General features: G+C 60.3%; 29 protein-coding genes. 6 read left to right on the top strand and 23 right to left on the bottom strand.

The features are described 5' to 3' along the window. Positions 1–26: 26 nt before the first annotated feature. The 12 genes from X756_RS163980 to X756_RS163925 form a co-directional block, all read right to left on the bottom strand. The gene (locus X756_RS163980) at positions 27–302 is read right to left on the bottom strand and encodes a hypothetical protein (protein WP_050589202.1); all 276 of its coding nucleotides are present in this window, start codon (positions 300–302) and stop codon (positions 27–29) included. A gap of 14 nt (positions 303–316) precedes the next feature. Further along, positions 317–1,159 carry a phage capsid protein gene (locus tag X756_RS163975; RefSeq protein WP_023728317.1) on the bottom strand — a complete coding sequence of 281 codons (843 nt, stop codon included), beginning with the start codon at positions 1,157–1,159 and terminating at the stop codon, positions 317–319. 185 nt (positions 1,160–1,344) lie between these two features. Next, entirely contained in the window at positions 1,345–2,331 is a 987-nt protein-coding gene (locus tag X756_RS163970; protein WP_023728318.1) for a phosphate starvation-inducible protein PsiF, read from the bottom strand. Next, complete coding sequence (locus X756_RS163965; RefSeq protein ID WP_023728319.1) at positions 2,321–2,587, bottom strand: hypothetical protein; 267 nt, start codon at positions 2,585–2,587, stop codon at positions 2,321–2,323. The genes X756_RS163970 and X756_RS163965 overlap by 11 nt, the downstream gene beginning before the upstream one ends. A 41-nt stretch (positions 2,588–2,628) precedes the next feature. Next, positions 2,629–4,266 (bottom strand): portal protein, encoded by a 1,638-nt coding sequence (locus X756_RS163960; protein ID WP_023728320.1) that lies wholly within the window; start codon positions 4,264–4,266, stop codon positions 2,629–2,631. Further along, positions 4,263–4,544: a hypothetical protein gene (locus tag X756_RS1000000169225; RefSeq protein WP_023728321.1), complete on the bottom strand. Its 282-nt coding sequence runs from the start codon at positions 4,542–4,544 to the stop codon at positions 4,263–4,265. Before X756_RS1000000169225 ends, X756_RS163960 begins: the two co-directional genes overlap by 4 nt. A gap of 3 nt (positions 4,545–4,547) precedes the next feature. After that, positions 4,548–4,733, bottom strand: coding sequence for a hypothetical protein (locus tag X756_RS163950; RefSeq protein ID WP_023728322.1), 186 nt, complete (start codon positions 4,731–4,733; stop codon positions 4,548–4,550). Between the two features lie 11 nt (positions 4,734–4,744). After that, positions 4,745–4,972, bottom strand: a complete 228-nt coding sequence (locus tag X756_RS163945; RefSeq protein ID WP_023728323.1) for a hypothetical protein — start codon at positions 4,970–4,972, stop codon at positions 4,745–4,747. A gap of 11 nt (positions 4,973–4,983) precedes the next feature. Beyond that, the gene (locus X756_RS163940; protein WP_023728324.1) at positions 4,984–5,214 is read right to left on the bottom strand and encodes a hypothetical protein; all 231 of its coding nucleotides are present in this window, start codon (positions 5,212–5,214) and stop codon (positions 4,984–4,986) included. Further along, entirely contained in the window at positions 5,211–6,776 is a 1,566-nt protein-coding gene (locus tag X756_RS163935; RefSeq protein ID WP_023728325.1) for a terminase family protein, read from the bottom strand. The genes X756_RS163940 and X756_RS163935 overlap by 4 nt, the downstream gene beginning before the upstream one ends. After that, complete coding sequence (locus tag X756_RS163930; protein ID WP_023728326.1) at positions 6,773–7,342, bottom strand: terminase small subunit; 570 nt, start codon at positions 7,340–7,342, stop codon at positions 6,773–6,775. Before X756_RS163930 ends, X756_RS163935 begins: the two co-directional genes overlap by 4 nt. Beyond that, positions 7,335–7,517 carry a hypothetical protein gene (locus X756_RS163925; protein ID WP_023728327.1) on the bottom strand — a complete coding sequence of 61 codons (183 nt, stop codon included), beginning with the start codon at positions 7,515–7,517 and terminating at the stop codon, positions 7,335–7,337. Before X756_RS163925 ends, X756_RS163930 begins: the two co-directional genes overlap by 8 nt. Positions 7,518–7,549: 32 nt before the next feature. Between X756_RS163925 and X756_RS163920 the strand changes: the two genes are divergently transcribed. Beyond that, positions 7,550–8,068 carry a hypothetical protein gene (locus X756_RS163920; RefSeq protein ID WP_023728328.1) on the top strand — a complete coding sequence of 173 codons (519 nt, stop codon included), beginning with the start codon at positions 7,550–7,552 and terminating at the stop codon, positions 8,066–8,068. A 112-nt stretch (positions 8,069–8,180) separates the two neighbouring features. Here X756_RS163920 and X756_RS163915 read toward each other — a convergent pair whose 3' ends face one another. The 7 genes from X756_RS163915 to X756_RS163890 form a co-directional block, all read right to left on the bottom strand. Then, positions 8,181–8,705, bottom strand: a complete 525-nt coding sequence (locus tag X756_RS163915; RefSeq protein WP_023728329.1) for a transcription termination/antitermination NusG family protein — start codon at positions 8,703–8,705, stop codon at positions 8,181–8,183. Then, positions 8,705–9,244 (bottom strand): hypothetical protein, encoded by a 540-nt coding sequence (locus X756_RS163910; RefSeq protein WP_031237693.1) that lies wholly within the window; start codon positions 9,242–9,244, stop codon positions 8,705–8,707. The genes X756_RS163915 and X756_RS163910 overlap by 1 nt, the downstream gene beginning before the upstream one ends. A 221-nt stretch (positions 9,245–9,465) precedes the next feature. After that, a complete protein-coding gene (locus X756_RS0133360) occupies positions 9,466–9,774 on the bottom strand; it encodes a DUF6074 family protein (protein ID WP_050589203.1) in 309 nt (102 codons plus the stop codon). Next, positions 9,771–10,589 carry a hypothetical protein gene (locus X756_RS1000000166505; protein WP_156941317.1) on the bottom strand — a complete coding sequence of 273 codons (819 nt, stop codon included), beginning with the start codon at positions 10,587–10,589 and terminating at the stop codon, positions 9,771–9,773. The genes X756_RS0133360 and X756_RS1000000166505 overlap by 4 nt, the downstream gene beginning before the upstream one ends. Positions 10,590–10,826: 237 nt before the next feature. Next, positions 10,827–11,072 carry a hypothetical protein gene (locus X756_RS163900; protein ID WP_023728334.1) on the bottom strand — a complete coding sequence of 82 codons (246 nt, stop codon included), beginning with the start codon at positions 11,070–11,072 and terminating at the stop codon, positions 10,827–10,829. Further along, positions 11,069–11,320 carry a PC4/YdbC family ssDNA-binding protein gene (locus tag X756_RS163895; protein WP_023728335.1) on the bottom strand — a complete coding sequence of 84 codons (252 nt, stop codon included), beginning with the start codon at positions 11,318–11,320 and terminating at the stop codon, positions 11,069–11,071. The genes X756_RS163900 and X756_RS163895 overlap by 4 nt, the downstream gene beginning before the upstream one ends. Then, positions 11,317–11,517: a hypothetical protein gene (locus X756_RS163890; RefSeq protein ID WP_023728336.1), complete on the bottom strand. Its 201-nt coding sequence runs from the start codon at positions 11,515–11,517 to the stop codon at positions 11,317–11,319. Before X756_RS163890 ends, X756_RS163895 begins: the two co-directional genes overlap by 4 nt. A 113-nt stretch (positions 11,518–11,630) precedes the next feature. On the opposite strand from X756_RS163890, the gene X756_RS27820 reads away from it, so the two are divergent. Both X756_RS27820 and X756_RS163885 read left to right on the top strand, forming a co-directional pair. Next, the gene (locus tag X756_RS27820) at positions 11,631–12,203 is read left to right on the top strand and encodes an Arc family DNA-binding protein (protein ID WP_023728337.1); all 573 of its coding nucleotides are present in this window, start codon (positions 11,631–11,633) and stop codon (positions 12,201–12,203) included. Further along, positions 12,200–13,438 (top strand): site-specific integrase, encoded by a 1,239-nt coding sequence (locus X756_RS163885; RefSeq protein WP_023728338.1) that lies wholly within the window; start codon positions 12,200–12,202, stop codon positions 13,436–13,438. The genes X756_RS27820 and X756_RS163885 overlap by 4 nt, the downstream gene beginning before the upstream one ends. 416 nt (positions 13,439–13,854) lie before the next feature. On the opposite strand, the gene X756_RS163880 is transcribed toward X756_RS163885, so the two are convergent. The 3 genes from X756_RS163880 to X756_RS163870 form a co-directional block, all read right to left on the bottom strand. After that, on the bottom strand, positions 13,855–15,009 hold the full coding sequence (locus X756_RS163880) for a GNAT family N-acetyltransferase (protein ID WP_023728339.1): 1,155 nt from the start codon (positions 15,007–15,009) through the stop codon (positions 13,855–13,857). Then, complete coding sequence (locus X756_RS163875) at positions 15,006–15,998, bottom strand: sterol desaturase family protein (protein WP_023728340.1); 993 nt, start codon at positions 15,996–15,998, stop codon at positions 15,006–15,008. The genes X756_RS163880 and X756_RS163875 overlap by 4 nt, the downstream gene beginning before the upstream one ends. 203 nt (positions 15,999–16,201) lie before the next feature. Next, the gene (locus tag X756_RS163870) at positions 16,202–18,109 is read right to left on the bottom strand and encodes a heparinase II/III-family protein (RefSeq protein WP_031237701.1); all 1,908 of its coding nucleotides are present in this window, start codon (positions 18,107–18,109) and stop codon (positions 16,202–16,204) included. 115 nt (positions 18,110–18,224) lie between these two features. Between X756_RS163870 and X756_RS163865 the strand changes: the two genes are divergently transcribed. Both X756_RS163865 and asnB read left to right on the top strand, forming a co-directional pair. Further along, positions 18,225–19,466, top strand: coding sequence for a cellulase family glycosylhydrolase (locus tag X756_RS163865; protein ID WP_023744252.1), 1,242 nt, complete (start codon positions 18,225–18,227; stop codon positions 19,464–19,466). 222 nt (positions 19,467–19,688) lie between these two features. After that, positions 19,689–21,578, top strand: a complete 1,890-nt coding sequence (gene asnB, locus X756_RS163860) for an asparagine synthase (glutamine-hydrolyzing) (protein ID WP_023728343.1) — start codon at positions 19,689–19,691, stop codon at positions 21,576–21,578. Positions 21,579–21,596: 18 nt separating this feature from the next. On the opposite strand, the gene X756_RS163855 is transcribed toward asnB, so the two are convergent. Then, on the bottom strand, positions 21,597–22,715 hold the full coding sequence (locus X756_RS163855; protein ID WP_023671802.1) for a glycosyltransferase family 4 protein: 1,119 nt from the start codon (positions 22,713–22,715) through the stop codon (positions 21,597–21,599). A 167-nt stretch (positions 22,716–22,882) separates the two neighbouring features. Between X756_RS163855 and X756_RS163850 the strand changes: the two genes are divergently transcribed. Then, positions 22,883–24,322, top strand: coding sequence for a polysaccharide biosynthesis C-terminal domain-containing protein (locus tag X756_RS163850; protein WP_023728345.1), 1,440 nt, complete (start codon positions 22,883–22,885; stop codon positions 24,320–24,322). The last annotated feature ends 13 nt before the right edge of the window (positions 24,323–24,335 follow it).

Consider the following 24,335-nt stretch of genomic DNA (forward strand, 5'->3'; position numbering starts at 1 on the left):
AGCCGAAGCCCCTGCCCTGTGACGCCTTAGTCGGTGTCGGTAGTGCCGACCGCGAGACCGTCAGTCAGATCGACGGCAGTTGCGGACGCCAGATTGACCGTGTGAATGGTCGTGGCGTTCGAGCTGTCCGTGTCGGTGACGAAGACGATGTCATTGACGCGCATGCCGAGCTGCCAGCCGTTCGTGAAGTAGCCGGAGACGCGGACCAGCGAGGCCGCATCGACCGATTCATACTTCCAGAGACGGAAGCCAGCGATGCCCTGAGAAATCAGGACCGGAGGGTTGGTAGTTGCGTAAGCCATGGTTTCAGCCCTCCTTAGACGCCGACGATGGCAGAGCCATCATGGTTCATGACGACAACGCCGCTGTTCTGCAGCAGCTTGGAGCCCATGAAGGCGGAGGCGCGAGCCCAGGAATAACCCTGCTCTTCGTCGTAGCCGACAAGGGATTCGAGGTTTTCGGTATCCGCCGCGTGGCCGATGGCCGAGCGGTGGAAGAGGAACGCCTTTTCAGCGCTCGTGCCGACGCCCGGAAGGGTCGGATGCGTCAGCCAGTTGACGCCGGCCCAGCGCATGACGCGCTTGATCGGACCACCGGCAAGCGGCTGCACGTCGACATAATCGCGAGACGTAAAGGTCGCATCGCGCATGAAGTACGTGAGCATCGCGGGAGTGATCAGCCCCCACATGTTTTCGATCTCCTGAATTGGCACTGCTGCCAGGCCCAGGATGCCGATTGCCTTGGTGACCAGGGTAAGCGAACCAGTCACAGCGGCGCCGGTGTCAACGGTGCCGTTCGCCAGCTCAGTGATGATGTCCGCGTCAACCTTGCGGTTCATCACGTTCAGCGAAGTCTGCTGCATGATTTTCTTCTGGTCGCCCTGTGAGGCGAAGATGTTGAAGTCCGTCTTGCGCACCAGGTCGTGCCATTCCACCAGCGTTGCGGTGTTCTGGGTCAGGTTGTCGCCGCGAGCCGTGATCAGGCCGTTGACGCCGCGCGTACGAGCTTCCGCGCCGCCACTGTCGGCTACGAGGAAGATGGCTTCATTGCCCTTGCGCACGAACTCGGTCGTGACAGCCATGCGCAGCGGGCTTTCACCGGCTTCAAAGCCGGCGATGTACTCTTGACGATATTGTTTCTGGAATGCCGTGTCGGCCATGGTCCAGATTCCTTCTATTGAGGGATCGGGAGCCGTAGGCAGGTTGTCCGCAGGCCAGGGTCGCGGGTTGTCCGGGTTTAACCGGAGCCGCTAGACCGCCCTTCGGCGCTGACTTCGTGCTGGGTTTGGGTAGAGCCGCTATCGACGGAGCCGCGTGGCGGGTTGGCCGTCTTCGAGCGGGATTATCAGGCCTTGAGCTTGTCGCGGGCCGTGATCAGTTGGCGATAGCGCTCTTGCGCCTTCGCGTCTTTGTGCCAGGCGTTGCGGTCATCCCGCATCCGCTTTTCCATGCCGGCGATTTCAGCGAGCAGGCCTTCGGAGGACGAACCGCCGACCGGGATAATCGTAGCCATAGGGTTTTCGGCAACCGCCTTTGCAGCGAAGAACCGCAACACGTCAGGGTGATTGCCTATCTTCGTTCCGTCAGCCAGCCGGCCGCCCATCAGCTTGTCAAACAGATCGGGATTGACGCCCTCGAAATAGGGACGCATCGCCGCGAAGTTGCCGGCATAGTCGCCGCCCCATTCCTTTTTCAGGTCCGCTTCGGCCGTCTTCTTGAAGGTGGCGTCAGCGGTCGCTTGCTGAAACTGCCCCTCTTCCTGAATCGCATAGTACTCATCGACCATTTCGGCCATGTCGGACGGCGCAATGCCTTTCTTGATGGCGCGTTCAGCGAAGGCCGCAACCATCGGCTTGTCATCGTCGCCGATCACCCGCTTGTCAGGCAGGACAATGGCCTTGACGAAGTCATCGACGGCATCAGGAATGCTGTGTTCCTTGCGGTAGGCCTTCCAGTCGTCATCGGTCGCCTTGTCGCCGGGCTTGCCCTTCGGCTTCAGCCCTTCGGAAATCTTGCGCTGCGCCTCTTCCTGCGCCTGCAACAGAGCTTCAGGCGACGTGAACCGCTTGAGCATGGCGAGTTTCTTTTCATCGCCCTTCGCCAGCTTGTCGCGCCAGTCTTTGCCGAACGTGCCTTCCTCGTCCGGTGTATCTTTGCCAGCGTCAGGAGCCGCAGCGGCCGGCGTGGCAGCAGCAGGCGCAGGAGCGGCAGCAGGAGTGGCTTTCGCCGGTTCGACAGTTACAGCAGCGGCGGTAGTCGTTGCCGCTTCAGCAGCACCCGGAACGGGGTTTTCGGCCGAAGCCGCGCCCGTTGCTAGAGTGTCATCGGACATCAGGTGTTCCTTTCGGTTTCGTCAGCAAATGGATTGGCGTGTTGACCAGCTTCAGGATCTGGTTTCCGACATTGCGCCGGCCGGTCAGGTGGTGACCAACATCAGGTTGCCCAGGGACGAAAACTTCGTCGTATGTCATCGCCGCCTTGTGGACGATCCAGGCGATTGCCCGCTTCTGCTGTCCTTCAGAGGCGTTGCCGGCAGCGACCGCCTTGATGGCTTCGACATCGAGGTCATCGTATGCGGCCGGCGCCATCGGATTTAACCGCGGCGACCCGCTTCGGGGCGAATGTTGCGTCATGCGGCTTGCTGCAGAGCCCGGACCATCGGAGCGGCCTTGCCAGCGGCTTCAGCAGCCCCGCCAACAGTCGCTTCCGCGTTCGCCGCTTGAGCAGCAGCCGCCATCTGGTCGGCCGCCGCCTTCATCATCTTGTCGTCGTTGAGCCATTCTTCTGGCCAGCCCGTGCGGCGCAAGAGGTCTTTCGCAATCGCCATGGCGTTCGGCAGCTTGGCAACCATCGGGTCGAGCGCAGCGGCTTCCTTGACCACGCCCAGGCCCTCAATCAGCTTTTGCTGCATGCCTTCGTCTTCCAGATCCTTGATCGGGCTCTTGAAGGAGAACTCGACGCCAGAGCCCTTGAGCGAATCCGGTATCTCATTGGCAGGGAAAGCGCCGAGCGAGCGCATCACCTTGAAGGTTTCCGAGCAGAGCGGTTCGGAATATTCGATTTCCACCGGCTCAAACATCGGGATGTGAGCCCGCATCTGTTGTTCGACCACCTTGCGGATTTGGTAGGCAGTCATGCCCGAGGTGTCGGGGATCTGCACCTTGTCGGTCATGAAGCCCATGCGGATGGTCTGGTCGAGCCGATCAGACATATTCCGCCCGGCAGGCAGGCCCGAGAAGTCGAGAGGCAAAGGCCGCAGCGCTTCGCCCAGCCGCTCATCATACTCTTTGTCCAGCCAGGTGATGCCGCCGGCACCGAGGCCAATATCCGAGCGGATGACATCCATGGCCGCAATCATCGGCGGGTCGATCGCCTTTTCACCGGCTTCGAGCAGGATGCGTTCGATTGCCTGTTGTGTTCGGCTATCGGGCAGGATGATCGAGGTGAAGACCGAGCGGGCATATTGCGAGCCTGAGACGGTCGGACCGCGAGGCACGATGTAGCCGCGATATGTGCGGCCGATGTTTTCGAGGACTTCGCCTTCGCAGTCGGGCAGCACCCATAGCGAAATGAACTCGTGTTCAGCCCGAACCGAGATGCCGGTATCGTAGGACGCGGAAGGCACCACCACATGCCGGGCAGAGATTTTCTTGTAAGGGTCTTTCGCAGCGTCACGCGTCAGCGCTTCAGGCACCTTGCCCGGGAAAAGCTGCATGAGCTGGGTAATCGTCGGCTTGCAGTTGCGGTGCACGTCCGAGACGTTGCCGGCATAGTCTTCCGACCATACGCAATCGCGCAGATGCCAATTCCGATAGAACAGGTTGCGCCTGTCGGTCGTTGGCGTCACTTCGATGACAGCCTGCCCGAAGGTCAGGTGATCATGGTCCCCTGCTTCGGTCGCCTTGGTGAACCCGGCGCCGTTCCGGTACATGACGGCGCGCTGCATGGCTGTGGCATATTCCAGCCAGGACCGAGCTTCAGGCACCTTGTTGCGGGCATCATCCAGCGATTTGACTTCGAAGAAATCGGAAGGCCGCAGCATCGTGCGGTAGAGGTCGGCCATGTCGCGGCGATAGATGGCAGCGCGAGACGAGAACGAGCCCGAGGCATAGTCAGACCCGATGTTGAGCGGCCCGGTGAAGTCTGCCCGGTCGTAATAGAAATGCTCTGCCAGCTCCTGCCAATGGCTCAGCAGCGGCGTCTTCTCGCTGAATAGGCGGTTGCCGTTGTCGACAATCGTTTGGACGGCGGCAGAGGTCGCGGTCAATGTGTCACCCCAGGGATGATCAGGCTGGATTCGGAAGCGGCGCGAGCCATGACTTCCATGCCGTGGTCGACATTGGCGCTGACCACAGCCCGCATCTTCTTGCGGTTGCCGTGGCCCTTGCACCCGCTGACAATCGCAGCGCCCGCGCAGAAGCCGAGGATGCCGACGATTTCGTCAATCATCATCGGCGATTGCCGAGTATGAGACGCCACCGCTTCGCCGATAGCCTGCATCAGCTTTTGATGCCTGTCCGACGCGGCAGCGGAGACGAGCGCCATGGATCAGGCGCCCAGCTTGCCAACAGAGCCGGTGAGGTTGTCGGACATGATGGTCGAATCCCGACCGCCACGCGCCCGCATCTCTGCCATCTGGCGGCGCTTCTCAGCCAGGACAGCCGGGTCTTGCGCGTCCGGCATACGGGCCGGCTCTTCCAGTTTCGGGGTTTTGGGCTTGAACAAGGATGCCATGGTCTTTCCTTTCAGACGATGAGAGCGAGGAACGCGGCGCCGACTGCCACCCACGATAGGAGGGCCAGACAGACGTGAAGGACCGCAGCGCCGACGCTTCCGGCAGCGGCGAACTCTTCGGCGAGGAAGGCCAGCGCGCAGGTGACAGCGGCAAGGCCCCATGCCCAGGGCTTGTCATGGACGAGCCCGGCAGCGGCGATGATCAGCACCAGCAAGGCGCCAGAGGTGTTCTTGTGCATCGAGCCAGCCCTCAGTTGTTCAGCTCATAGGCCAAGCCCTTGGCGTCCAGCGCCCGGCCATTGAGCCCATAGAGGACCGACACCGCGCCGGCGGCACGTTCAGCCCGGATCAGGCCGAAGCGGGCTTCCCCGAATGCCTTGCCGGCCAGGGCGAGCGATGCTGCTGCCTGCTTTTCTGTGATCGAGCCACGAGTTGCGCCCTTCGGCGGCTTCGGCACTTTTATGCTGTCTTCGAATGTCATCGTCTGCCTACCTTCTGTTGCGAGTAGCCGACCTTGACTTGCGGCAGTCGGCCGCCGAGCGCCGCTTCATGCATCTTGCGGATTGCCAGCTTTTCCCCTTCGGACCACGACATGATGGTTGCGTCGCCGTCATCAGGGGACCGGCCTATCCGCTTGCGGATTTCTTCCTTGCTTTCGATTTGAATGTTGCCGGCGCCCACTGGCTTCCAGCGATAGGACACAAGGTCAGCAACCAGCATCGGGTCAGGTGGCAGCGCCATCGGTGAGCCGCCTTCCTGCCCAGGGTCTAGCGCCTCACGGAACCGCCAGATGGCCTCAGCACGCTTGTTGACGAAGCCGAGAGCCTTATCCACTGTGCGCGCCGTGGACGCATGGGCTGCATTGAAGCCTGCAACCGGGACGCCGTTGTCCTTCAGGAACCGCATCGCGTCGCCGCCATACCCGCCGCCCACGTCGATGACGACAACGCAGCCGTCGCGGCGGATCTTGAACACTTCGGCGCCGATGCTTGGTCCGTCCGGCGTTTCCTTGCCCGGCTTGCGCACCAGCGGCGCGAACCATGTGCCGTATCGCGGGCTAAAGGACGACTTGTCAGGGCCGCCCTGGGCCACGTCGACCGCGAGCGCCGTCATCTTCAGACCCTTGAAGCCGTCTGGCGTCCAGCGGCCTTGCGCCTGCCGTATCCAGTCGGAGGGAATGACTTGCCAGCGATCATCCTGCTGGCCGACGTCGAACCGCCCTTCACGCAACATGGTGCGCAGCGGTTCAGGCATGGCCTCGATCGTCGCCGCATAGCCGGTGTCGGCCAGGTCTGGGTTGTCCTCGAGCGTGGAGGGAATGAAGGTTCGGGACCGCGGCCGCTCACCTTTCGGGCCGACATAGCTGGCGTCGACTTCGGTGTCTTCGCTGTCGATGGTTGTGTACCAGCGCAGTTCACCGGGCTTGGCCGGGTTTGGGTGCGTCGGATCGAGCCATGCGCCCCACCGGCGGATCACCCATTGGCCTTCCGCGGTCGATGGCGGGTTGCCGGTGGCCACCACCCGGCAGCGCTGGTTTGGATTGCCCGAACGGTTCCATCCGATGATGTAGGTGTACTGCGTCTCGGTGAACTGCGTCAGCTCGTCGAAGGCCTTCAGGTCGTGCGCGTTGCCCTGGTAGTCTTCCCGGTTACTCTCGTGCTCGCAGTGCCCGAGGTCGATCACGCCGCGCCCGTGGCGCCAGCTGCCCAATTGTTCGTTGAAGCCATTCCGCGAGCCCAGCAGGCCCTGCAGTTCGCGTTTGACGCCCTTGAGGTTCTTCCCGACCCGGCGAAGGATCAGCGAATGTTCGTGCTCGTTCAGCGCCAGCGAGCAGATCAGGTAAGTTTTGCCCCCGCCGGCGGATCCGCCATAGAACAATTCATCGGCTTCGCTGAAATAGGCTTCCGTTTGAGGCCCGGGATTGGGCAGGCCGACCTTGCCGGCAGTGATTGCCGCCGCCTTCTCGCGGATTTGCAGTTGCTTGCCCGGTGACAGCGCCTTGTAGCTGGCGAGGATGTCTTCGAACGTCTGGCTGACGCTCATTCCTTGCCACCTTGCAAGCCCGCGGCGAGAGCGAAGGCGATCTCACGCGCCAGCGTGCGGCCATCCTTCTCGGGAACCAGATCCTTGCCATCCTTGCCTGTCACTTCGACCCGCTCCCGGAAGGCCTGGACGTCCACATGCTTGCCGATCATGTCGAGACGCTTGGCGCGATCGGAGAGCTTCACCTTGCCGATGGTGCCGGTCTTCTTGCCCTTTACGGTGATCGTTTCGAACTCGACGCCGGCGACGAGGCCGGTCCGCCAAATCTTCGGCCACGCCTTCAGCGGCTTCAGATTGCCATCGTCATCGAACAGATCGGCGATGTCAGCGGTGGCCTCGTCGACCAAGCGCCGGAGCAGCCATTCGGCGTCAATCCCGGTCTTTTTCGCGCGGGCTTCAAGCGCCACCGCCACCGCGGCCGAAACCTTGACATTCCTTAACAGCCGGGAGGCCTCTGCTTCCGCCGAGTTTTCCGAGTATCCAGCCCGGATCGCCGCCTGCTTTCCGTTCAGGTCGACGAGGTACTCTTCGACGAACCGCGTCTGCCTTGCAGTTAAGTCAGGCATTTGCCGCCTTCGCTTTGACCACGGCCAGCGCCTCGAGGATTTCCGTTTGCACTTCTGCCCTCGCTTTCTTGCCGGCGATCGACACGGCCAGGGCGGTCCGCTGGCGAAGGTCTTCCCGTATCGCCTTGATGGCGGTGGGTGATAGCTTGGAGCGGCGCTGGTCGAGAAAGTTCATCGTCCGCCCTCCCTGTCAGCGAGGAAATGAAAATGGCCATAATCAATCTTCAAGCCGAGAATGCATATTACGAGACCATGAGCGGGAACGATCCGTTCACGGTCATCATTCGTGGCGTCGCTTATCTCGACTTCGAACTGGAGAAACTGCTCAGCCTCTGCCTGAAAGTGCCGGCCGAGCTCAAGGCGATGAACTTGGACTATTCGAAACGATGCGCCTTGGCGTTTGCCCTTGGCCTGGACAACCGCATTAAGCCTGCTCTGGCTGCGGTGGGGCACTTGCGGAATAAACTCGCGCATCAGCCCGACCGGCATCTAACCGATGAAGACGCGAAGAGCCTGTACAAAGCGCTTTCAACCGAGGAGAAGCAAAACCTCCCCAAATTTCTTGATCGTATAGCGCGCACCCCAAAGGTAGAGTTTCGAAAGCTGAGCGCGATGGACCAATACGTCATCATGCTTGTGCTGCTTCGCTCTATCGTCGTCGCGGCCCAACGGAACATTGAGAACGCCCGCAGTTCGCCAGCGTTTGCAAGCGCAGCTAACGTTTGATTTTCTGAAAATGTCCCGGAGCGCAGGGGCGGCGAAATCTTCGCCCCGCATCGGCCCGGCGAGTGATCCGAAGATCCCGCTCAGTCGGCCGCAAATCGCCTGTGCGCGGGTATTACTCTACCTTCGCAAGATTTTCAAGGTTTACCGTTGTTGGCACCGATCGGCCGAACATCGAGACCAGCACCTTGGCCTTCCGGCCGTCCTTCACAGCGTCAATCAGGCCCTCGATGCCGATGAACTGGCCTTCGTCGATGCGCACCCTGTCGCCGGCGTGCAGCCGGTAGCCGTGTTCCCTCGTCTCATCGAAGGCGCCGCTGTCGACGGCGCGTCGGATCCGGGCAATCACGTCGTCAGTCACCGGGACCGGAAAGCCGCGGATGCGGAGCACCTTGTCGACGCCGTCGATATCGTCGAGCTCGGAACATTGGTCCGGTCCATCCAGCCGAACGAAGCCGTAGCGCGTGAACAGCGGAAATTCACGCGTCGTCCATTTTTTTGTCCGGTGGTGCTTGATCTCTTTTCGCCAGAAGGGCCAGAAGACTTCGTAGCCGGCTCGCAGCAGTTCTTCGCGCGCTTTGATCGCAGCCGACACGTCGCTCTCCACCACGTACCAAGGGCGGATACCTGCGAAGTCCATCAAGCGCTCCCTTTGGCAGTGACCCGGCATTCGAAGCCATAGGCCCTCGGAATGCACGCAGTCTCCATCGCGCTCCTCACGAGATCTAGACCGCTGGTGATTTGGACCGAAGTTCCCCAAATCGTCGCGATCACGACGCCGTGCGGCTTGACGCTTTTCCGCAGCTGGTAGACCAGCGAATCGACGACCCGCAATTCTGGCAAGTCGATCTCCGGCCGTCGGAAATAAAGGACACCATGGACAGATTCCCTGCTATGCGGCATGCCGTCGGAAAGCATGATGAGAAGCTGCGCCAAGTTTTCCGGAATGCCGAAGGCGGCCTGCGTATTCGCCGCACGATCGAGTTTGAGAGCCAATCCCAGGCTTTCGACCTGGCCTTCGAGATCGTCTACCTTGTCGACCAGGTTCCTAATCAAGGCGAGAAGTTCGTCGCTCATTCGGACGCCGCTGCGACTGTATTTGGAAAACATGCTGCGCGCGCGGCGCAGCGCCGCCATCTGGCCATGCCTCAGATCATCATCCGATATCCGTGCGGTCATGCGGTGAGGGTCATCCTTACTGGCGAAATCAGTTTGGATCATCGCGCATGTTGCCGAAAATTTCGTGCCTCAAGCCGGCATGTTGTCGCGGAGCACGCGGTTCACGGGTGAGGAGCGTCCTGTTGGAGTGCGTATGCACGTTTGTGTATGCACATTTTGTCTGTACATACGTTCCTGTGCAGACAAATGATTTGTGCATACAGAAGCACCTCGACCCATGCTCATGCCGCATCGCCGTCGGGATACCGGCGCTGCCATTCGGCCCAGGCTGCGCGCCGCATCTCGCCATGAACCGCTGCAGCAAACCGCTCGATTTCCGCCCGAATCTCGGCCTCGGCCAGGCCCTGCACCTGAAGCCTGCCATAGAGACGGCGGCATTCCGTCTTCCAAAACCTTTCGGCAGCAATGCCCTGCCGGCGCTCGAGGATACGTGCGGTTTGCCGGATGAACACAAGATGCCGATCGACCGGAAACGGGATCACCTCCGCCGCCGCGAGCGCACGTTTCTCGGAAAAGTCAATCTGCCTCATGCTGCTGCCTCAGGTGTGTCGCCGCTCCCATGGGGCTCCGCCCCTTGGTAACCCCGCCGGGGGATAATCCCCCGGACCCTGCCACGTCCGGCTTCGCCGACCGTGCTTTGCAGCGCTTGCTTTTTGACGTCCGTAGACAATCCTTTTTCAGGGAAAATGGTCTCAGTGTCGCAAGTATGTCGCCTCTCCGATGAAGATTCTACTCGCGACGGACTTGCGACAGGTGATGTCGAGTTGCGCCTCCGCTCCCATGTTCGGCGACAGACGCCACCAACCTCCCACGGTTTCAACGTCGAGAGAGACTCGGCCTCATAAGTGTCGCGATCCTTGCGGCCCTGCGACTTCCTGGTATCGGCCATTCTGCTTCGGTCGCGTTCACGCTTCCGCTCTTTCGCGATCTTCATCCGTTCAGCCTTGGAGACGTCGCAAGCGCCTATCGTCTTCAAGTTGAGCGATGTTCGTTCGGCCATCGTCACCCCAAGAAGGCCAGCCACACCGTCAGCGCGCATCATCAGGCGCCTGCTCGATGTCTCCGCGATGATCGGGTGGACGATTTCAGCGCCAGCCCACGGCGCCCATATCGAGGCCCAAGCATTCATGTCCTGCCCGGACAGAGACATTGCCGCAGCCCGTATGTAGGCAATGCAGGTCCCGCGGTCGTCGGTGTCTTCAGGATCGGGGATCGGGCCGTGATGGCGGGCGCGGATCACCTTCTCCACTTCGCGCATACGTAGCGTCTCGGGAGAGAATGACCAATCTGTGCGCCTGGCACGCTTGCGGGCCGGCTTCTCTTTCATGATGACGTTGCCGAGCATGAGGCGCTCGGATCCGTCATCGCCGACCTCCACCGTCGGCCGCACCTTAGGTCGCCCTCGCGCGGATCAGATTTGCCTCGCGGACCGCCTCGCAGGCGTCGCTGGCAGAGAGGCCGAAACGCTCTTGCATTTGTGGCACGACCGCCTTGGTGCGGTCCGCCCCGCCCGTGGCGAGCCAGTGCGCAGCGTCTAGGATCTGCGATGATGCCGGAGCGCGGCTGATCGCTGTCGCCGCGCTCATGGCTTGGCCCGACCGCCTGCAAAGCGCTCGATCGCTCGATTTAAGCTGCCTTCCAAGAGGCCGGTAGAAACTTGCGGCGTGAGGTCATAGTGGCGGTTTAGCACCTCGAGAACCGCCATCTGCGAACTCTCTACGATCACCATCAACTCGGCATAGGTTGCGCCGTCTTTGATCGCCGCGCCGATAATTTCACGGACGAACCGGCGCGCTAGCAGGTTGTGGGTTGACGCTGCGTCGCTCATTTCACGAACCCATTCTTCTCGGCCATCACCAGAGCCATGGCGACGGCTTCGGCGAACGCCTCGAGCTTGTCGACCTTGAAGGCGATGCCCTTGCCAGGGCGCTTCGAGCCGTCTTCCACCTCGTAGAAAACACGCGCGTTGAACACTCGGTAGCCGTTATACATGTCGAGCGAGATGCGGATTTTTTCGCGACTGTTCTTCGGTACGACGGCGACGAGATCGGACTGGGATGCGGTGATCGCGGTCACGCTGCCTGCTCCCCATCACCAAGGAAGAAAGCCCGCAACTTTCCGCGCTCTGCCACCCACTGATTACCGACTTTGCGGGCCGGCAGAAGCCCAGATTCCAGCATGTGAAATGTTTGCCGGGGCTTTCTGTTGATTTCCTTGCCGATCTCGGCTGCTCCCCAAACGAGGTCGATCGGTGGCTCTGCTTGGATTTTCATTTGTGACCCTTCGCGCCGAATAGGTGCAAGTTGCCTCTATGATATACGATTGAATCACACTGAGTGCAAGTTGCACCATTGCATTTTTTGATGCCAAGTTGCATCCATAGGTAATGGATGATGATGAGCAGAAATACCCGAGCCAATTGGCCGAACGTTTCCAAGTTCGATTGCCGATCGGGCTTCGAGATAGAATCAAGGCCTATGCTGAACGACACGGTCGATCGATGAACACCGAGATCGTACGCATCCTTCATCGCGAGTTTCCCGAGCCATGGCCGGTCGACACCCGCGTGGCCGATTTGATCAACATGCTCGGTATCCTCAAAGGCGGGGTGACGGATGAGAGAATCGACAACCTAACCCACGAGATCGAAGAAACCGTGATGGGCATGATGACGGGTCGTGTTCAAGGCGTGGACGATCGCGCCCTTGAGAACATCAAATCGCTATGGGAGCGATACGAAGAACAGCGGGCGGAACATGCCAGGGATATGGCGGACCTCGATGCCGAAGAGGAGCGTCAGCTAGGGATCAGCGGTCGGACGGAAAAGTTCACCGTCCCGCCTCAACTTGGCAATCTCTCCGATGAGGAGTTGAAAGTTTACAAGCTCGGCTATGGCGCCGGACTTGCGGCTCGACATGAGCCTATAGAAGGCGAAGTTCCATTCGAGGATGACAAATGAGCATCCGCAAGCGAACATGGACGACCGGCAGGGGCGAGGAAAAGACAGCCTGGGTGGTCGATTATGTCGACACCAAGGGCACGCGGCGGCTCAAGACGTTCGCCAAGAAAAAGGATGCTGACCAGTTCGCCGCCACGGCCAAGGTCGAGGTCCGGGAAGGCTCACACGTCGCCGACGGCGCGAGCGTCACAGTGAAGGCTGCTGGCGCCTTCTGGATTGCGACTGGCGAACAGGACGGGCTCGAGCGGTCATCGGTCGATCAGCGTAAGCGCCACCTGCAACTGCACATCGATCCGTTCATCGGGCAAACGCTTCTATCGCATTTCACGGTGCCGGGCGCTCGCGAGTTTGCCGACAAACTGCGAGAGAACGGCCGCTCGCCGGCCATGGTTCGAAAGGTCATGGGCTCGTTGGCCTCCATCTTTTCAGACGCACAGGAACGCGGCCTTGCTACCCGGAATCCGGTCAAGGATCTCCGCGGCGCCCGGCGGAGAGGCAAGGAACGCCAAGCCGACAAGCGTCAGAAAAGCAGACTGAAGATTGGCGTCGACATTCCAACGCGTGAGGAGATCAAGGCTATCGTCGGCGCGGCGGCAGGCCGCTGGCGCCCTCTGCTGATCACCGCGATATTCACCGGCATGCGATCGTCAGAGCTGCGTGGCCTTCGTTGGCAGGATGTCGATTTCGAGCGAGCGCAGATCAGCGTGCACCAGCGCGCCGACGACTATGGCGAGATCGGCCGGCCGAAGTCTGAAGCGGGAGAACGGACGATCCCGGTTCCGCCGATGGTCATGAACGCCTTGAGAGAATGGAAGCTCGCCTGCCCTCGCCGACCGACTGGCGACATCGATGCCGCTGGCAATCCGGTGAAGGAACTGCACTACGTTTTCCCGACGGGAAGCGGCAACATTGAAAGCCGCTCGAACATGACCAAGCGCGGTTTCCTGCCGACCCAGGTCATGGCCGGCGTGACAGTGCCGAGCGATGAGCGAGACGACGCTGGCGAGGTCGTCATGGTGGGCAAGTATGGCGGCATGCACGCCCTTCGCCATTTCTATGCCTCGTGGTCGATCAATCGGCCGCAGGATGGCGGGCTCGGTCTTCCCCCAAAGGTCATTCAGGAACGGCTCGGGCATAGCTCGATCATGATGACGATGGACGTCTATGGGCACCTGTTCCCGCGCGGTGATGACGCCGATGAAATGGCTGCAGCCGAGCGGTCGCTTTTGGGTTGAGTGCGACATAGACGCGACAAACAGTCGATTTCAGCAATGAAATCAACATCACGCCCAAGCATCATAATCCTGGGGTCGGGGGTTCAAGTCCCTCTCCCGCTACCAGCCTACCTTAAGCTACTGAAATTATAGAAAAAACGCCGACCTATGGTAGGCGCCCTGTCCGAAAAAATCTTCAATGATTTTCAGGACCTAGCCTGCTACCGTTGTGACGCCAACGAACGTGTTGCGACGCTTCGCAGACAACAAACTGTGCCTCGAGAGACGTGATTTGCGGGAATTGGCTGAAGTCTCCACCTGCGGACCCATTCGGTCCCGATTCCGAGGCGTAATCGACGCGGATTTTCGAATGGCGCGCCCATGTCGCACGCCAGCCCTCAACGCTCGGCGGCTTATGCCCAAGTTATCCAGCTAAATTAAGCAGTCTCATCGGGCGGGCGCTCTGGATTCGCCGACGCCAATCCGCGTGAGCGTACGCGGATCGTCTGACAGATACGATCAGCGAGAGAAGCGAGCGCGCCCTGCACAGTGCGTGCCCCAAGAACGGATTGGAGGGTAACGGCCTGTGTTGCAAACCTATGTTTGAAGGCCTCTCCGCCACAGAGGAAATCGACCAATCCCAAGCCGTGATCAAACGACCACTGTATATACTCCGTAATCAGGACCGCACCCGGCGACGCTCGGCTAAAGTCAGGGTCGTAGGTGGTAACGAATGCCATCATGACGTTGTGCTGGACGATGTTGATGGAAACCGCGACCATCGCACCATTGCATTCAAGTACGAAAATGCGCAGCACACCGGCGCGTGACAGCGCGTCCACCAGGGCGGCAAGAACCGGCTCGCCCTCTTCGAAAAGGTCGGATTCACGCGTGTGCTTTTCCAGCCATCTGCGCTTCAGCGCCGACAGTCGCTCCAGCAATGGCTGCAGCGGCTCGTCAGCCGACAGGAGGCGGAATTTCACTTCGCCTGTTTCTTCCAGTATCTTGATGCCGCGCCGATAGTTCTGGCGCATCTTTTTCGGCTGGTCCGCCAGCCATGCTGCTCCGCTGGCCCACTGTCCAGCGACGCGATAACTGACTTCCTCCCGGTGATTGGCGCGAAGCTTGACGCCGCTGGAAGAGGCCGGTGTAAAAATCCTGCGGGCTGCCGCATCCGGAGACAGACGATTGATAAAAGCAAGATCGAAGCCACCCGCCGAACAGATCCGGTTCCAGAGGTCCTGGAGGGCCGATAGGGAGCATTCCGGCGCGACAAGAATATCACCATAGTCCGTATAGCTATTGGCGGCCCATTCGAGGAGCCGAAGTCCTTTTCGTCTGCCGATCGCCAGGGGAATGACAGCGACCAGCCTGTCATCGCTCCATACCAGGCCGATCCGCAGCGAGCGCCGGGCGCGGTCACGCACGGTGCTCCACCATGCCGAAACCCAGGCATGGCTCTGAAAGATCAGTGCATCGGTACGATGCCATAGGTCTACCCATTCGGCTTCGATGGCGGCCAGGCGATCCGTCGAACTGACGATTTCCAGTCGCTCCGCACCAACAGCGTCAATCGAAGCCATTTTGTTCATGGTTGGAGACGGTCCTGCGGCTGCGCGACATCGATGCGCTTTTGAAAAAGTCGCATGATATGGTTTGCCATTTTCTTGAGCGGCAGCACGTAAAGTCCGAAAAGTGACTGATAGTCGCGTACGTCGCGATCTATCAGTCCAAACTTGAGGTCTTCGTCCGGATCCGGGATGAACTGCGTTCCGAATATGCGATCCCAGAATGAAAAAAGCAGCCCGAAATTCTTGTCGTAGTGGCGAGGGTCGACACTGTGATGCACCTGGTGCCAGTGCGGACACAAGATGACGCCGTTCAACCGGCCGAAGGAAATCTTCAGATGCGTGTGGCGAACAAAGTCCATCATGAGAATGTTGCGAATGACATAGACGTTGATGCCAAATATGGCGATCTCGACCGGATTAAGCGCAATCAGGCTCCACAAGCCGAAACTGATCCCCGGTATGACGCCGTCCCAGATCCGGTTCATCAGATCGTCCAGGGGGTGAACCCGGTCCTTGGTGATCCCAACCATCACTTCGGCCGAATGATGCACCTTGTGCAATTCCCACAGGAACGGAAAACGGTGCTGGGCAACGTGATATAGGTAGTAGGAGATATCGTAAGCAGCGAGCATGGTTGCGGTGAAGAGGATGATCGTCACTGGGCCGGCGGGGCCGGGTATCAGCGGTTGCGAGATGCTGAAGAGCCAGCCGACTGCCTGGTTTGTTGCATATCCCGTGGCGGCAACGAAGGTGACACCGGCGGGAATGAGCAGGAAGGGCATCACCAGCCTTTTCGTGATCCAGAACAATGCGTCCGCTCGCGCCGATGGGTGCATGATGACTTCCGCGGGAAAGGCGAAGTCGAAAAAGTCCCGGAAGGATTTCTGTTCGACCGTTCGCCAGTAGGCGACCACCGCGCTCCCCAGCGCCGTGAGCAACAGGAGACCGAGTGTCAGCAGATTGATGTGTGAGAGTTTTTCCACGATCACTCTGGCGAATTCCGAAAACATCGATGCAGTGGCTCCTAGGTGGTGAAATGGTGATCCGGCTCGTCGCGAAGCACATATTGCCAGGCCCATCATATGCTGCCCGCAACTGTGTATCGGGATGCGACTGGCAGAACAATCATGGCCAAATTAGCAGATCAACGGTGTCAAAACCGCTAAATATCTGAACGTAATTAATGTCGAACGCTGCGCCTGCAACCTGCCCGTTATCGGGTCTGCGGCGGACTTGGCGCGAGCCGGATGACTACTCCCTTTTCGCCTACTTGGCCACGCCATGCGAGGCGTTCGGCTGGCTGCCTTGCACCAAAACGCGGCGAAACCCAGCCGCCCTGGCCCGGTGTGTCGCCGCCGGAACGGATGTGGATCGCTGCGTCTGGAAAGTGGATAGTCATCAAAGGTTCAGCGCCGCGCAATATCGTGACAATGTTTCCATCCCTGTTGGCGTGGAGGTCGGCGGCGAGTTGGAAGACGATCTCAGCGACGCGGCTGCCGCCGAGCAGTTGGTCGGTCACGAGGATGCCGTCGCCATCGCGTGTCACGGCGCGTTGATGCACAACGCCGAAGCGGCCTTTGTACCCGTCATGTCGGGCACACAGCCTCCAGTGCGGCCCCGGCTCGCTCTCCACCAATGTCGCAACCGCCTTGTGCGACCAGTTGAACGCCCCGGAGATGATGCTTTGGCTTTTACCCTCTAGGTTCAGCGTGTTGTGCGCCGGCGTCGAGCGGAACCAGTCGCGCCAGCCTCCCCCCGAACCATAGAGCCATGTGCCGGGGTCGACCAGCACCGGATCGCCGTCAATGCACAGGGTGAGCGACAGCGCGTCGGCATGACCGTGCGCCGCTATCGAAAGGTAGCCCAGCGGGCCGTGGTCGTATGTCAGATGGACGTTGCGACCATTCATCTCGCCGCGCCAGACGGAGAGCCCGCCTTGCGTGAACGTATGCAATCCATCCGGCACCGGCGCCGGCCGCGGTGGCGCGCCGAAGAAAAGCGCGCGAAAATCGCCGGGCTCCGGTGCCCTGCCCGGCATCCGTAGAAAACCATGGATGGCGGCCGCGACCGATCCGACATAATCGGTTTCGCCCCCCAGCGTGATCACGCGGCCTTCATCATTGTCGCCGAAGCCGCTGGCTTTCGGCGGGAGCCAGCCTGCGAAATTGGCGAAAGCGGCCAAACGCGCTTCGACGGGCTGGGGAAAAGGCAGTCCGGCCTGGCGCGCCGCCGCAGCGCACAGCAGGAAAAGTTCGGCACTGAAGGCGGCGTAGGTCGGGGTCTGCTCGGCCCCGGCGCCATCGGCCAGGATCTGTTTGAGCACCTCAGCCAGGAGCGACTCGCGAGCCACCTCGGCCCCGAAAGCCAGACCGATCAAATATTCGCCAGCCAATTCCGCGACGAGATGGTTGTTGGCGGACGAAAAACGGGAGGGAAACCGCGGCAGCCAATAGGCGCTTGCCGCCAGTATTTCACCGACTTTTTCTCGCGTCGCCGCGCCAAGCCGGTCGCCGACGAGGTCGAGCGTGACAATCAGGCTGATGGCTCGTAGCGCGACCTCGATGCCCGAGGCCCAGCCAACGCCCCGAAATGGTGGGTTGGCGAAATGCCAGCTCTCGATCGCCGCCTCGATGGCCGCACGGGATTGATCATCGCCGGTGAGAAGCAGATGGGCAGCCAGTGGCGGCAGTTGCTGCAGCCGGTTGATTTCCCAGACATATTTTACATCGCCACGGCCGGTGGCATGGCGAAAATCGATATCGAAAGTATGGGTCTTGGGGCCTGGCCAAAGCCGGCCGGTCACCGGATCAAGGCGCCAGAGCTCGGATGGAAAGAGAGTATAGGGGTCTCGCTGTGGCCAGGTCTGGCCAAGTGCTGAAAACTGGCCCCGAAGAGTGTTTTGCGCAGCCGCCTCGATAGCTTGCCGCTGGGCTGGTGTCGCAGCGGCCGGCACAGCATTCCGCAATCCGTGCAGCACCGGGTGCAACTGCGGCGACGCATAGCGCTGCCAGCCGTTGTCGCGGCGGCGCGAAACGGTCCTCCGGCGCTGCTCGTCCAACCGATGCAATATCTCGGCCAACTCCATGCTGCGCAATCGGTTGAAATACCACCCGACCCTCATCCGCGCTCCGCCAAGATTTTGATCCTCATACACCATCCCGTCGAAAAAGCGTGTGGCGGCATCCTCTTTTCCGTTCCCGCGGTTAATATCTTCGGCCATGACGCGGAGTTTTGCGATGAGAAAAGTTGTCTACGTCATAGCGTGCGCGCTTGGCATGGCTTTGTCAGCCCAGGCGGCGCCGATCCCGCTTGAGCGCGGCGTTGGCGTCCATGAATGGCTCAACTGGTCGCCGGTGGAGAAAGATGGTTCCTACAAATGGCCGCCCTATCGCAGCGAGAAGGAATGGCTTGCGGGCGGCAGGCCGCTCACCGATTGGCCGGACGGCGACCAGTTTGATCGCATTCGATCCATGGGCTTCGACTTTGTCCGGCTGAGTGTCGACCCTGGCCCTCTGCTTGCCAGCGAGGGCGCCAAACGACAACAGGCGCTGGACATGCTTGCCGCTGCGGTGCAGCGGGTCGTTTCAAGCGGGCTCAAGGTGGTTTTCGATCTGCATGGCGTCAGCCAGGTTCCGGCCTACAGCATGGAAATGATCTATGGCGGGGCCGACAGCGAGGGTGTTGCCCGCTATCGCAAAATGGTAGTGGCGGTGGCTGCCATGCTGATCAAAATTGGCGCCGACAAGGTCGCCCTCGAGCCCTATAACGAGCCCGCCTACTACCCTTGCGATTCAAGCGGCAGCGATGACTGGCAGCGGATCATGGCAGGCACGGTTCGCGATATTCGCGCCGTCAGCAGCGAACTCACCATCGTCGCGACCGGCGCCTGCGGCGGGAGCATCGCGGGACTGGTCAACCTGGACCCCAACTTCGACGACCCCAACGTCTATTACAGCTTCCACATGTATGATCCGCACAGCTTCACGCACCAGCGGGCCGATGACAAGAACGCTTTCTCCTCCGGCCTTCCCTGGCCTGCCGACGCCAGCACGCCCGAAGTGGTCGCCGAAACCCTCAAGGCGCAGATGGACGCCGCCGGCTTGAGCCAGATCGAAGAGGTGATGAACATGGCCTCGGCGCGTGAAACGATCGCCCGATACTTTGAGCAGAATTGGGGGCAGAGCCAGCTCGAAGCGGGTTTCCGTCAGGCGGTCGACTGGGCTGAAGCCCATGGCATAGCGAGCCGACGCCTGTTCGTGGGCGAATTCGGCGTTATCCTGATGTCTGCGGATGGCCGCATGGGAGCTTTCGATGCTGATCGCCTGCGCTATCTCATGGCAGTGCGCAGAGAGGCGGAACGCTTCGCGATGCCGTGGTCGGCCTGGGAATTCTCCAATCCTTACGGAATGAGTGTTATCCAACCCAAGGGGCCTGCGATCCCGGACCGGGAGATGTTGCGGGCACTGGGCCTGCCATAACTCGTCATCGGGTCAGGATCGGTTCGAGCGGTCTGCCTGGTTGCTGGCGATCAATCGCGTGAAACCCAAGGACTGTCGTCTCCAGTTGCAGCCGAGAGGGCCTGATCGAACCAAATCAGGCTCAGTTTTAAAATCACTCCACCGAGCAGCTATTTAATATATTCGCTGTAGATTGGTGTCCTCGATCATACGCAAACAAGGGAAAGAGGGCCAAGGGAAAGAATGTGCGGAATTGCCGGCTGGATTGGGCGCAGGGTCGAGAAGCCACAAGATCGGGCCGCCGGGATGTCGAATGCCTTGCAGCATCGTGGTCCCGATGCCGAAGGCATCGAACTCCTGGACCTGAACACAGGCGAGGACCAGTTGGCATTGGTGCATCGCCGCCTGGCGATTATTGACTTAAACGCCGATTCAAATCAGCCGATGCAGACCGAGGACGGACGGCTCCGGATTATTTTCAACGGCGAAATATACAACTACATCGAGCTGCGTGAGGAGTTGATCGGTCTCGGCCACCGTTTTCGCACACGCTCCGACACGGAAGTGCTGCTCAGGGCTTATGACCAGTGGCGCCTGGCCATGTTCGACCGATTGAGCGGGATGTTCGCTTTTGCGCTGTGGGACGCTCAACGGCGCGAATTGATCCTCGCTCGCGACCCCTTTGGAAAAAAACCCCTTTACCTCATGCAAGGCAGAAATTTGCTGTCGTTTGCCTCGGAGATCAGCGCGTTGTTGTCTGCGCAGCCAGATGGCCAGCAGCTCGATCTGGATGGAGTGCGCGAGTATCTGACCTGGCGTTACGTGCCTGGACCGCGGACGCTTTTCAAACAGATCCGCAAGCTCAACCCGGGAAGCTACGCTGTGTGGTCGCAAGGGGAAGTAACGGAAACGCGCTATTATGCGCCCCCGGATCAGACCGATCTGACAGCGGATATCGATCCAGGAACCGCCAAGCGACGATTTCTGGAATTGCTCGACCGTTCTGTCGAGATCAGGATGCGCAGTGATGCGCGGTTTGGCGCCTTTCTATCCGGGGGGCTCGACTCGTCGGCAATCGTTGCCCTGATGACCAGGCACAGCGACAACCCGATTCGTACGTTTTCGGTCGGTTTCAGCGAACAGGCTTACAGCGAGCTTCCATTCGCCCGGCGCGTCGCCGATCATTTCAAGACCGATCATTGCGAAATCGTCATCCAGGCGGATGACCTGATGAATCATCTGCCTAAGATGGTCCGCCATCGGGGGGCACCTGTTTCACAAAGTACGGACATTCCAATTTACCTGATGTCGGTTCGAGCCTCGCGGGACGTCAAGATGGTGCTTACGGGCGAAGGGGCGGACGAGATTCTCGGCGGCTACCCCAAACATCGCGCAGAGTCTCTGGCGGGTGTCTACCGGTCACTTGTTCCAGCGTCGCTTCACAACAATCTCCTCGCCCCTTTGATGCGCGCATTGCCCGGCGCATCGGCCAAGTTCGACATATTTGCCCGAAGCGCGGGTGAACGGGACTTTGCAACCCGGATGATCTCCTGGTTTGGAGCCATGACGGCGCGGGAACGCGATTCGCTCCTCGGTGGGTTGGCCACTTGCGGCCATGACCGCAACGATTTCCCGTTCTCTTCGAGTGTGACGGAATCCCATCTGCGCCGTGTGTTGTTTTTTGATCAGACATCGTGGTTGCCCGACAACCTCTTGGAACGGGGCGACCGGATGATGATGGCCGGTTCAATCGAGGGGCGAATGCCATTCCTTGATCGCGATCTGGTTTCCTTCGTCAGCCAGCTGCCCGATCGTTACAGGCTCGGTCTCCTGGGCAGCAAACAGATCCTGCGCGACTGCATGGCCGGCATGGTTCCCGACGAGGCCCTCAACCGGCCAAAGATCGGCTTCAAGGTGCCCGTCGCCGAATGGTTCCGCGGGTCGATGAGCGATTATGTACGAGACCATCTGTGTTCGTCCCATTCGGTCATCCGTAGCTATTTGAGCGCCAAGAAGCTGGACCAGATTGTCACGGAGCACGCCGAGCGCGCCGCGGACCACGAAAAACTGATATGGGCGCTTTTGAACCTGGAGATATTCCACCGCGAATTCGCGCTTGGCCCGCCGCAGTGACGACAATGAAGGACAGCGTCAGCGCTTGACCGATCGCGCCTCGGACGCGACCGATCTCCAGACATCGCAGATCGCGTCGACAAACGGTGCAAGCTCAAGCCTTTCCCGGTGCACCGCCATGGCGGCGGCGCCAAGCCGCGCGCGCAGCGCCGTATCCTCGACCAGCCGAGTTAACGCCTCGGTCAACGCCGCCACATCGCCGGGCGGCACCAACAGACCGGATTGTTCGTGGGTGATGATGTCCTCGACCGCGCCAACCGGGGTGGCCACGACAGCCAGGCCGGCCGCCATGCCTTCGATCACCGACATTGGCAGATTTTCGGCGAACGAGGGGAGCACCAGAATATCGGCCGAAGCGATCAGTGATGCGACCTCGTCAGGTCCCACCCAGCCCGGAAAAGCAATACGGTCGGCAATCCCTAGAGCGACCGACCTCGCTCGTGCCGGCTCGACCTCACCATCGCCGGCGATCGTGGCACGCCAACCCCTGAGATGTTTCATCCGCTCCAGCGCCTCGCCCAACTGCGGCACGCCCTTTCGCTCGCCGATGCGGCCGAGGAACAGGATGTGCACGTGATCGCCTCCGCCGACATGCGCCAGGGAAGGAACTGCCGTGGCGTTGGGAACGATGACAATATTGCCGCCGTTCGCCGGTGCCCGGCTGGCGACGAAATCGCGCCAAAGCCCCCCCAGGACAATCACCCGGCCGGCATGCTCGAACAGAGCCCTGATACGGCGGCTCATGAAACTATGATCATCTTTCCAGAATGTCTGATACTGCGCCCCATGCAGATGAAGGACATATGGTATCGACAACAGCCTGGCGCAGGCGGCGATCATCATCTTGCGATAGGTGCTGCCGGAGACCGATATATTGATGTGAATGACGTCGGCGCGTCTGTCGAGGCGGGCCGCAAGCATCCGCGCGCAAAAACCAAGCATGTAGAAGATCGAAAGCCCGACATGTCCCGGGCCACGGCTGGAAAGAAAGCGCAGATCGATGTCGGCGATCTCTTGCCGTTCGAACTCCTGCTTCAGCGCCCCCATGATCCGGTCAATGCCGCCTTGTCCCGAAACGCCCGAGGGCGTTGCGACCAGGACATGTATTTTTCTATTGTGGGCGAGACGCTGCAACATGACACCATTTGGATTGCGGATGCCGGGTGACCGTAAAGCAAAGGTTCCAAAAAAGGTTTACGACAAATCTTTTGGTTCAAACTGTATCCGTTCACCCTTTGCCGTCATCATGCTGGAATACCCGTCGGTCAACGGTTAATCGACGGCAAATTTTCCGGGACAACCCTTTGCTGCTCCGTTCCACACTCATCTATGGCCCAGCTATTCTGCTGACGCGGGTTTCCGCTCTGCTCCTGCTGGTCGTCATGACGCGGTTGATCGACCAGACCGAGTATGGCCTGCTGACCCTGGTGGTCACCGTGGGCGAAATGACGGATGTTGCCGTTACCAACTGGCTGCGCATTGCCTTGCTGCGGCTTGGTGGAAAAGGCGACGTCAGCCGTGGCAGCCTGATGCTTGCCGGACAGGTATTGCTTGCCACCACGGTGCTGGCCCTGATCATATCCGTGATCGCCTCGGCGGTGATCGTGCCGGAGCGCTGGATCGAATTTGCAATCGCCGTCTGCAGCTATCTGATTGCCGGCTCCATCAGCCGGTTCGCGTTGACGGTGCTGCAAATGCAGCAGCGTCATTCCCTCTATTCGATGCTTGAATATCTGCGCGGCCTGCTGCAACTGGCCTTGCCGATCGCCGCCATCCTTATCTTCCAACGCTCGTTTCTGACGGTATCGCTCGGCTCGAGCCTCGCCGTGCTGATTGCCGGCATCGTGGCGTGCGTGGTGGCATCCGGGCGCGTTATTGGCGGCCCGCCGCGCTTCACCCACAAGGAGTTTTTTGCCCTCGGCGTGCCCCTCGTCATCATGGCGCTGGTCGGTTTCGGTCTCAACAGCGCTGAACGCGTCTTCCTCAAGCTCTACTACGATGCCGGCGCGGTGGCTGTCTTCGCAGCCGCCTACGCATTGGCTCGGCAGCCGATCGATATGGTCGCCAACGCAATCAACATGGGCGCATTTCCAGAAGTGGTCAGCCGCTTCGACGAAGAGGGATCCGAGGCGTCCGGGCGGTTGTTGTCGCAACTCATGGCCTTGATGATACGCCTTTGCCTGCCGGTCGCAGCAATGCTTATCGCGCTCAGCGGCGACATCACGCGACTCCTGCTGCCCGCGGAATATCATGGTCGCTTCGGTCTGCTGTTTCCGATCATCGCCTTCAGCGTTCTTTGTGCCAATCTCACAAGCTTCGTTTATGGCGTCGTGGTGCACGCACATAAGCGGCCGTGGTTGCTGATCATCGCCAATTCCTTCGGCTCGGTGGCAACGATTTCACTGTCTTTTCTGTTGATCCCCACCATGGCGGAGGTTGGCGCGGCGTTGGCGTTGGCGGGCGGATCGCTGGCAGGTCTTGCAGCCTGCATCGTCATCGCCGAGAGGCTCACGCCGGTGCCGGTTCCCTGGCGCGACATCGCTGTCTCGGCCATCATTTCTATCTGCACCGGACTGGCCGCCAGCCTTGCCAGCACTGCGCTGGGCAATATGCCGGCGATCTTTCCGCTCGCGGCGGGCGGTGTCGCCGGCGCTGCGGCTTTCCTGGGACTGACCTGGTTGTTTCACCCCGCGGCCGTGACGCAGTTCATCGGCAAGCTAAGGGCACGGCTCCGGATCGCATAAATCCCGCGCAATG

The sequence above is a fragment of the Mesorhizobium sp. LNJC405B00 genome, assembly GCF_000502615.1.
GTDB lineage: Bacteria > Pseudomonadota > Alphaproteobacteria > Rhizobiales > Rhizobiaceae > Mesorhizobium.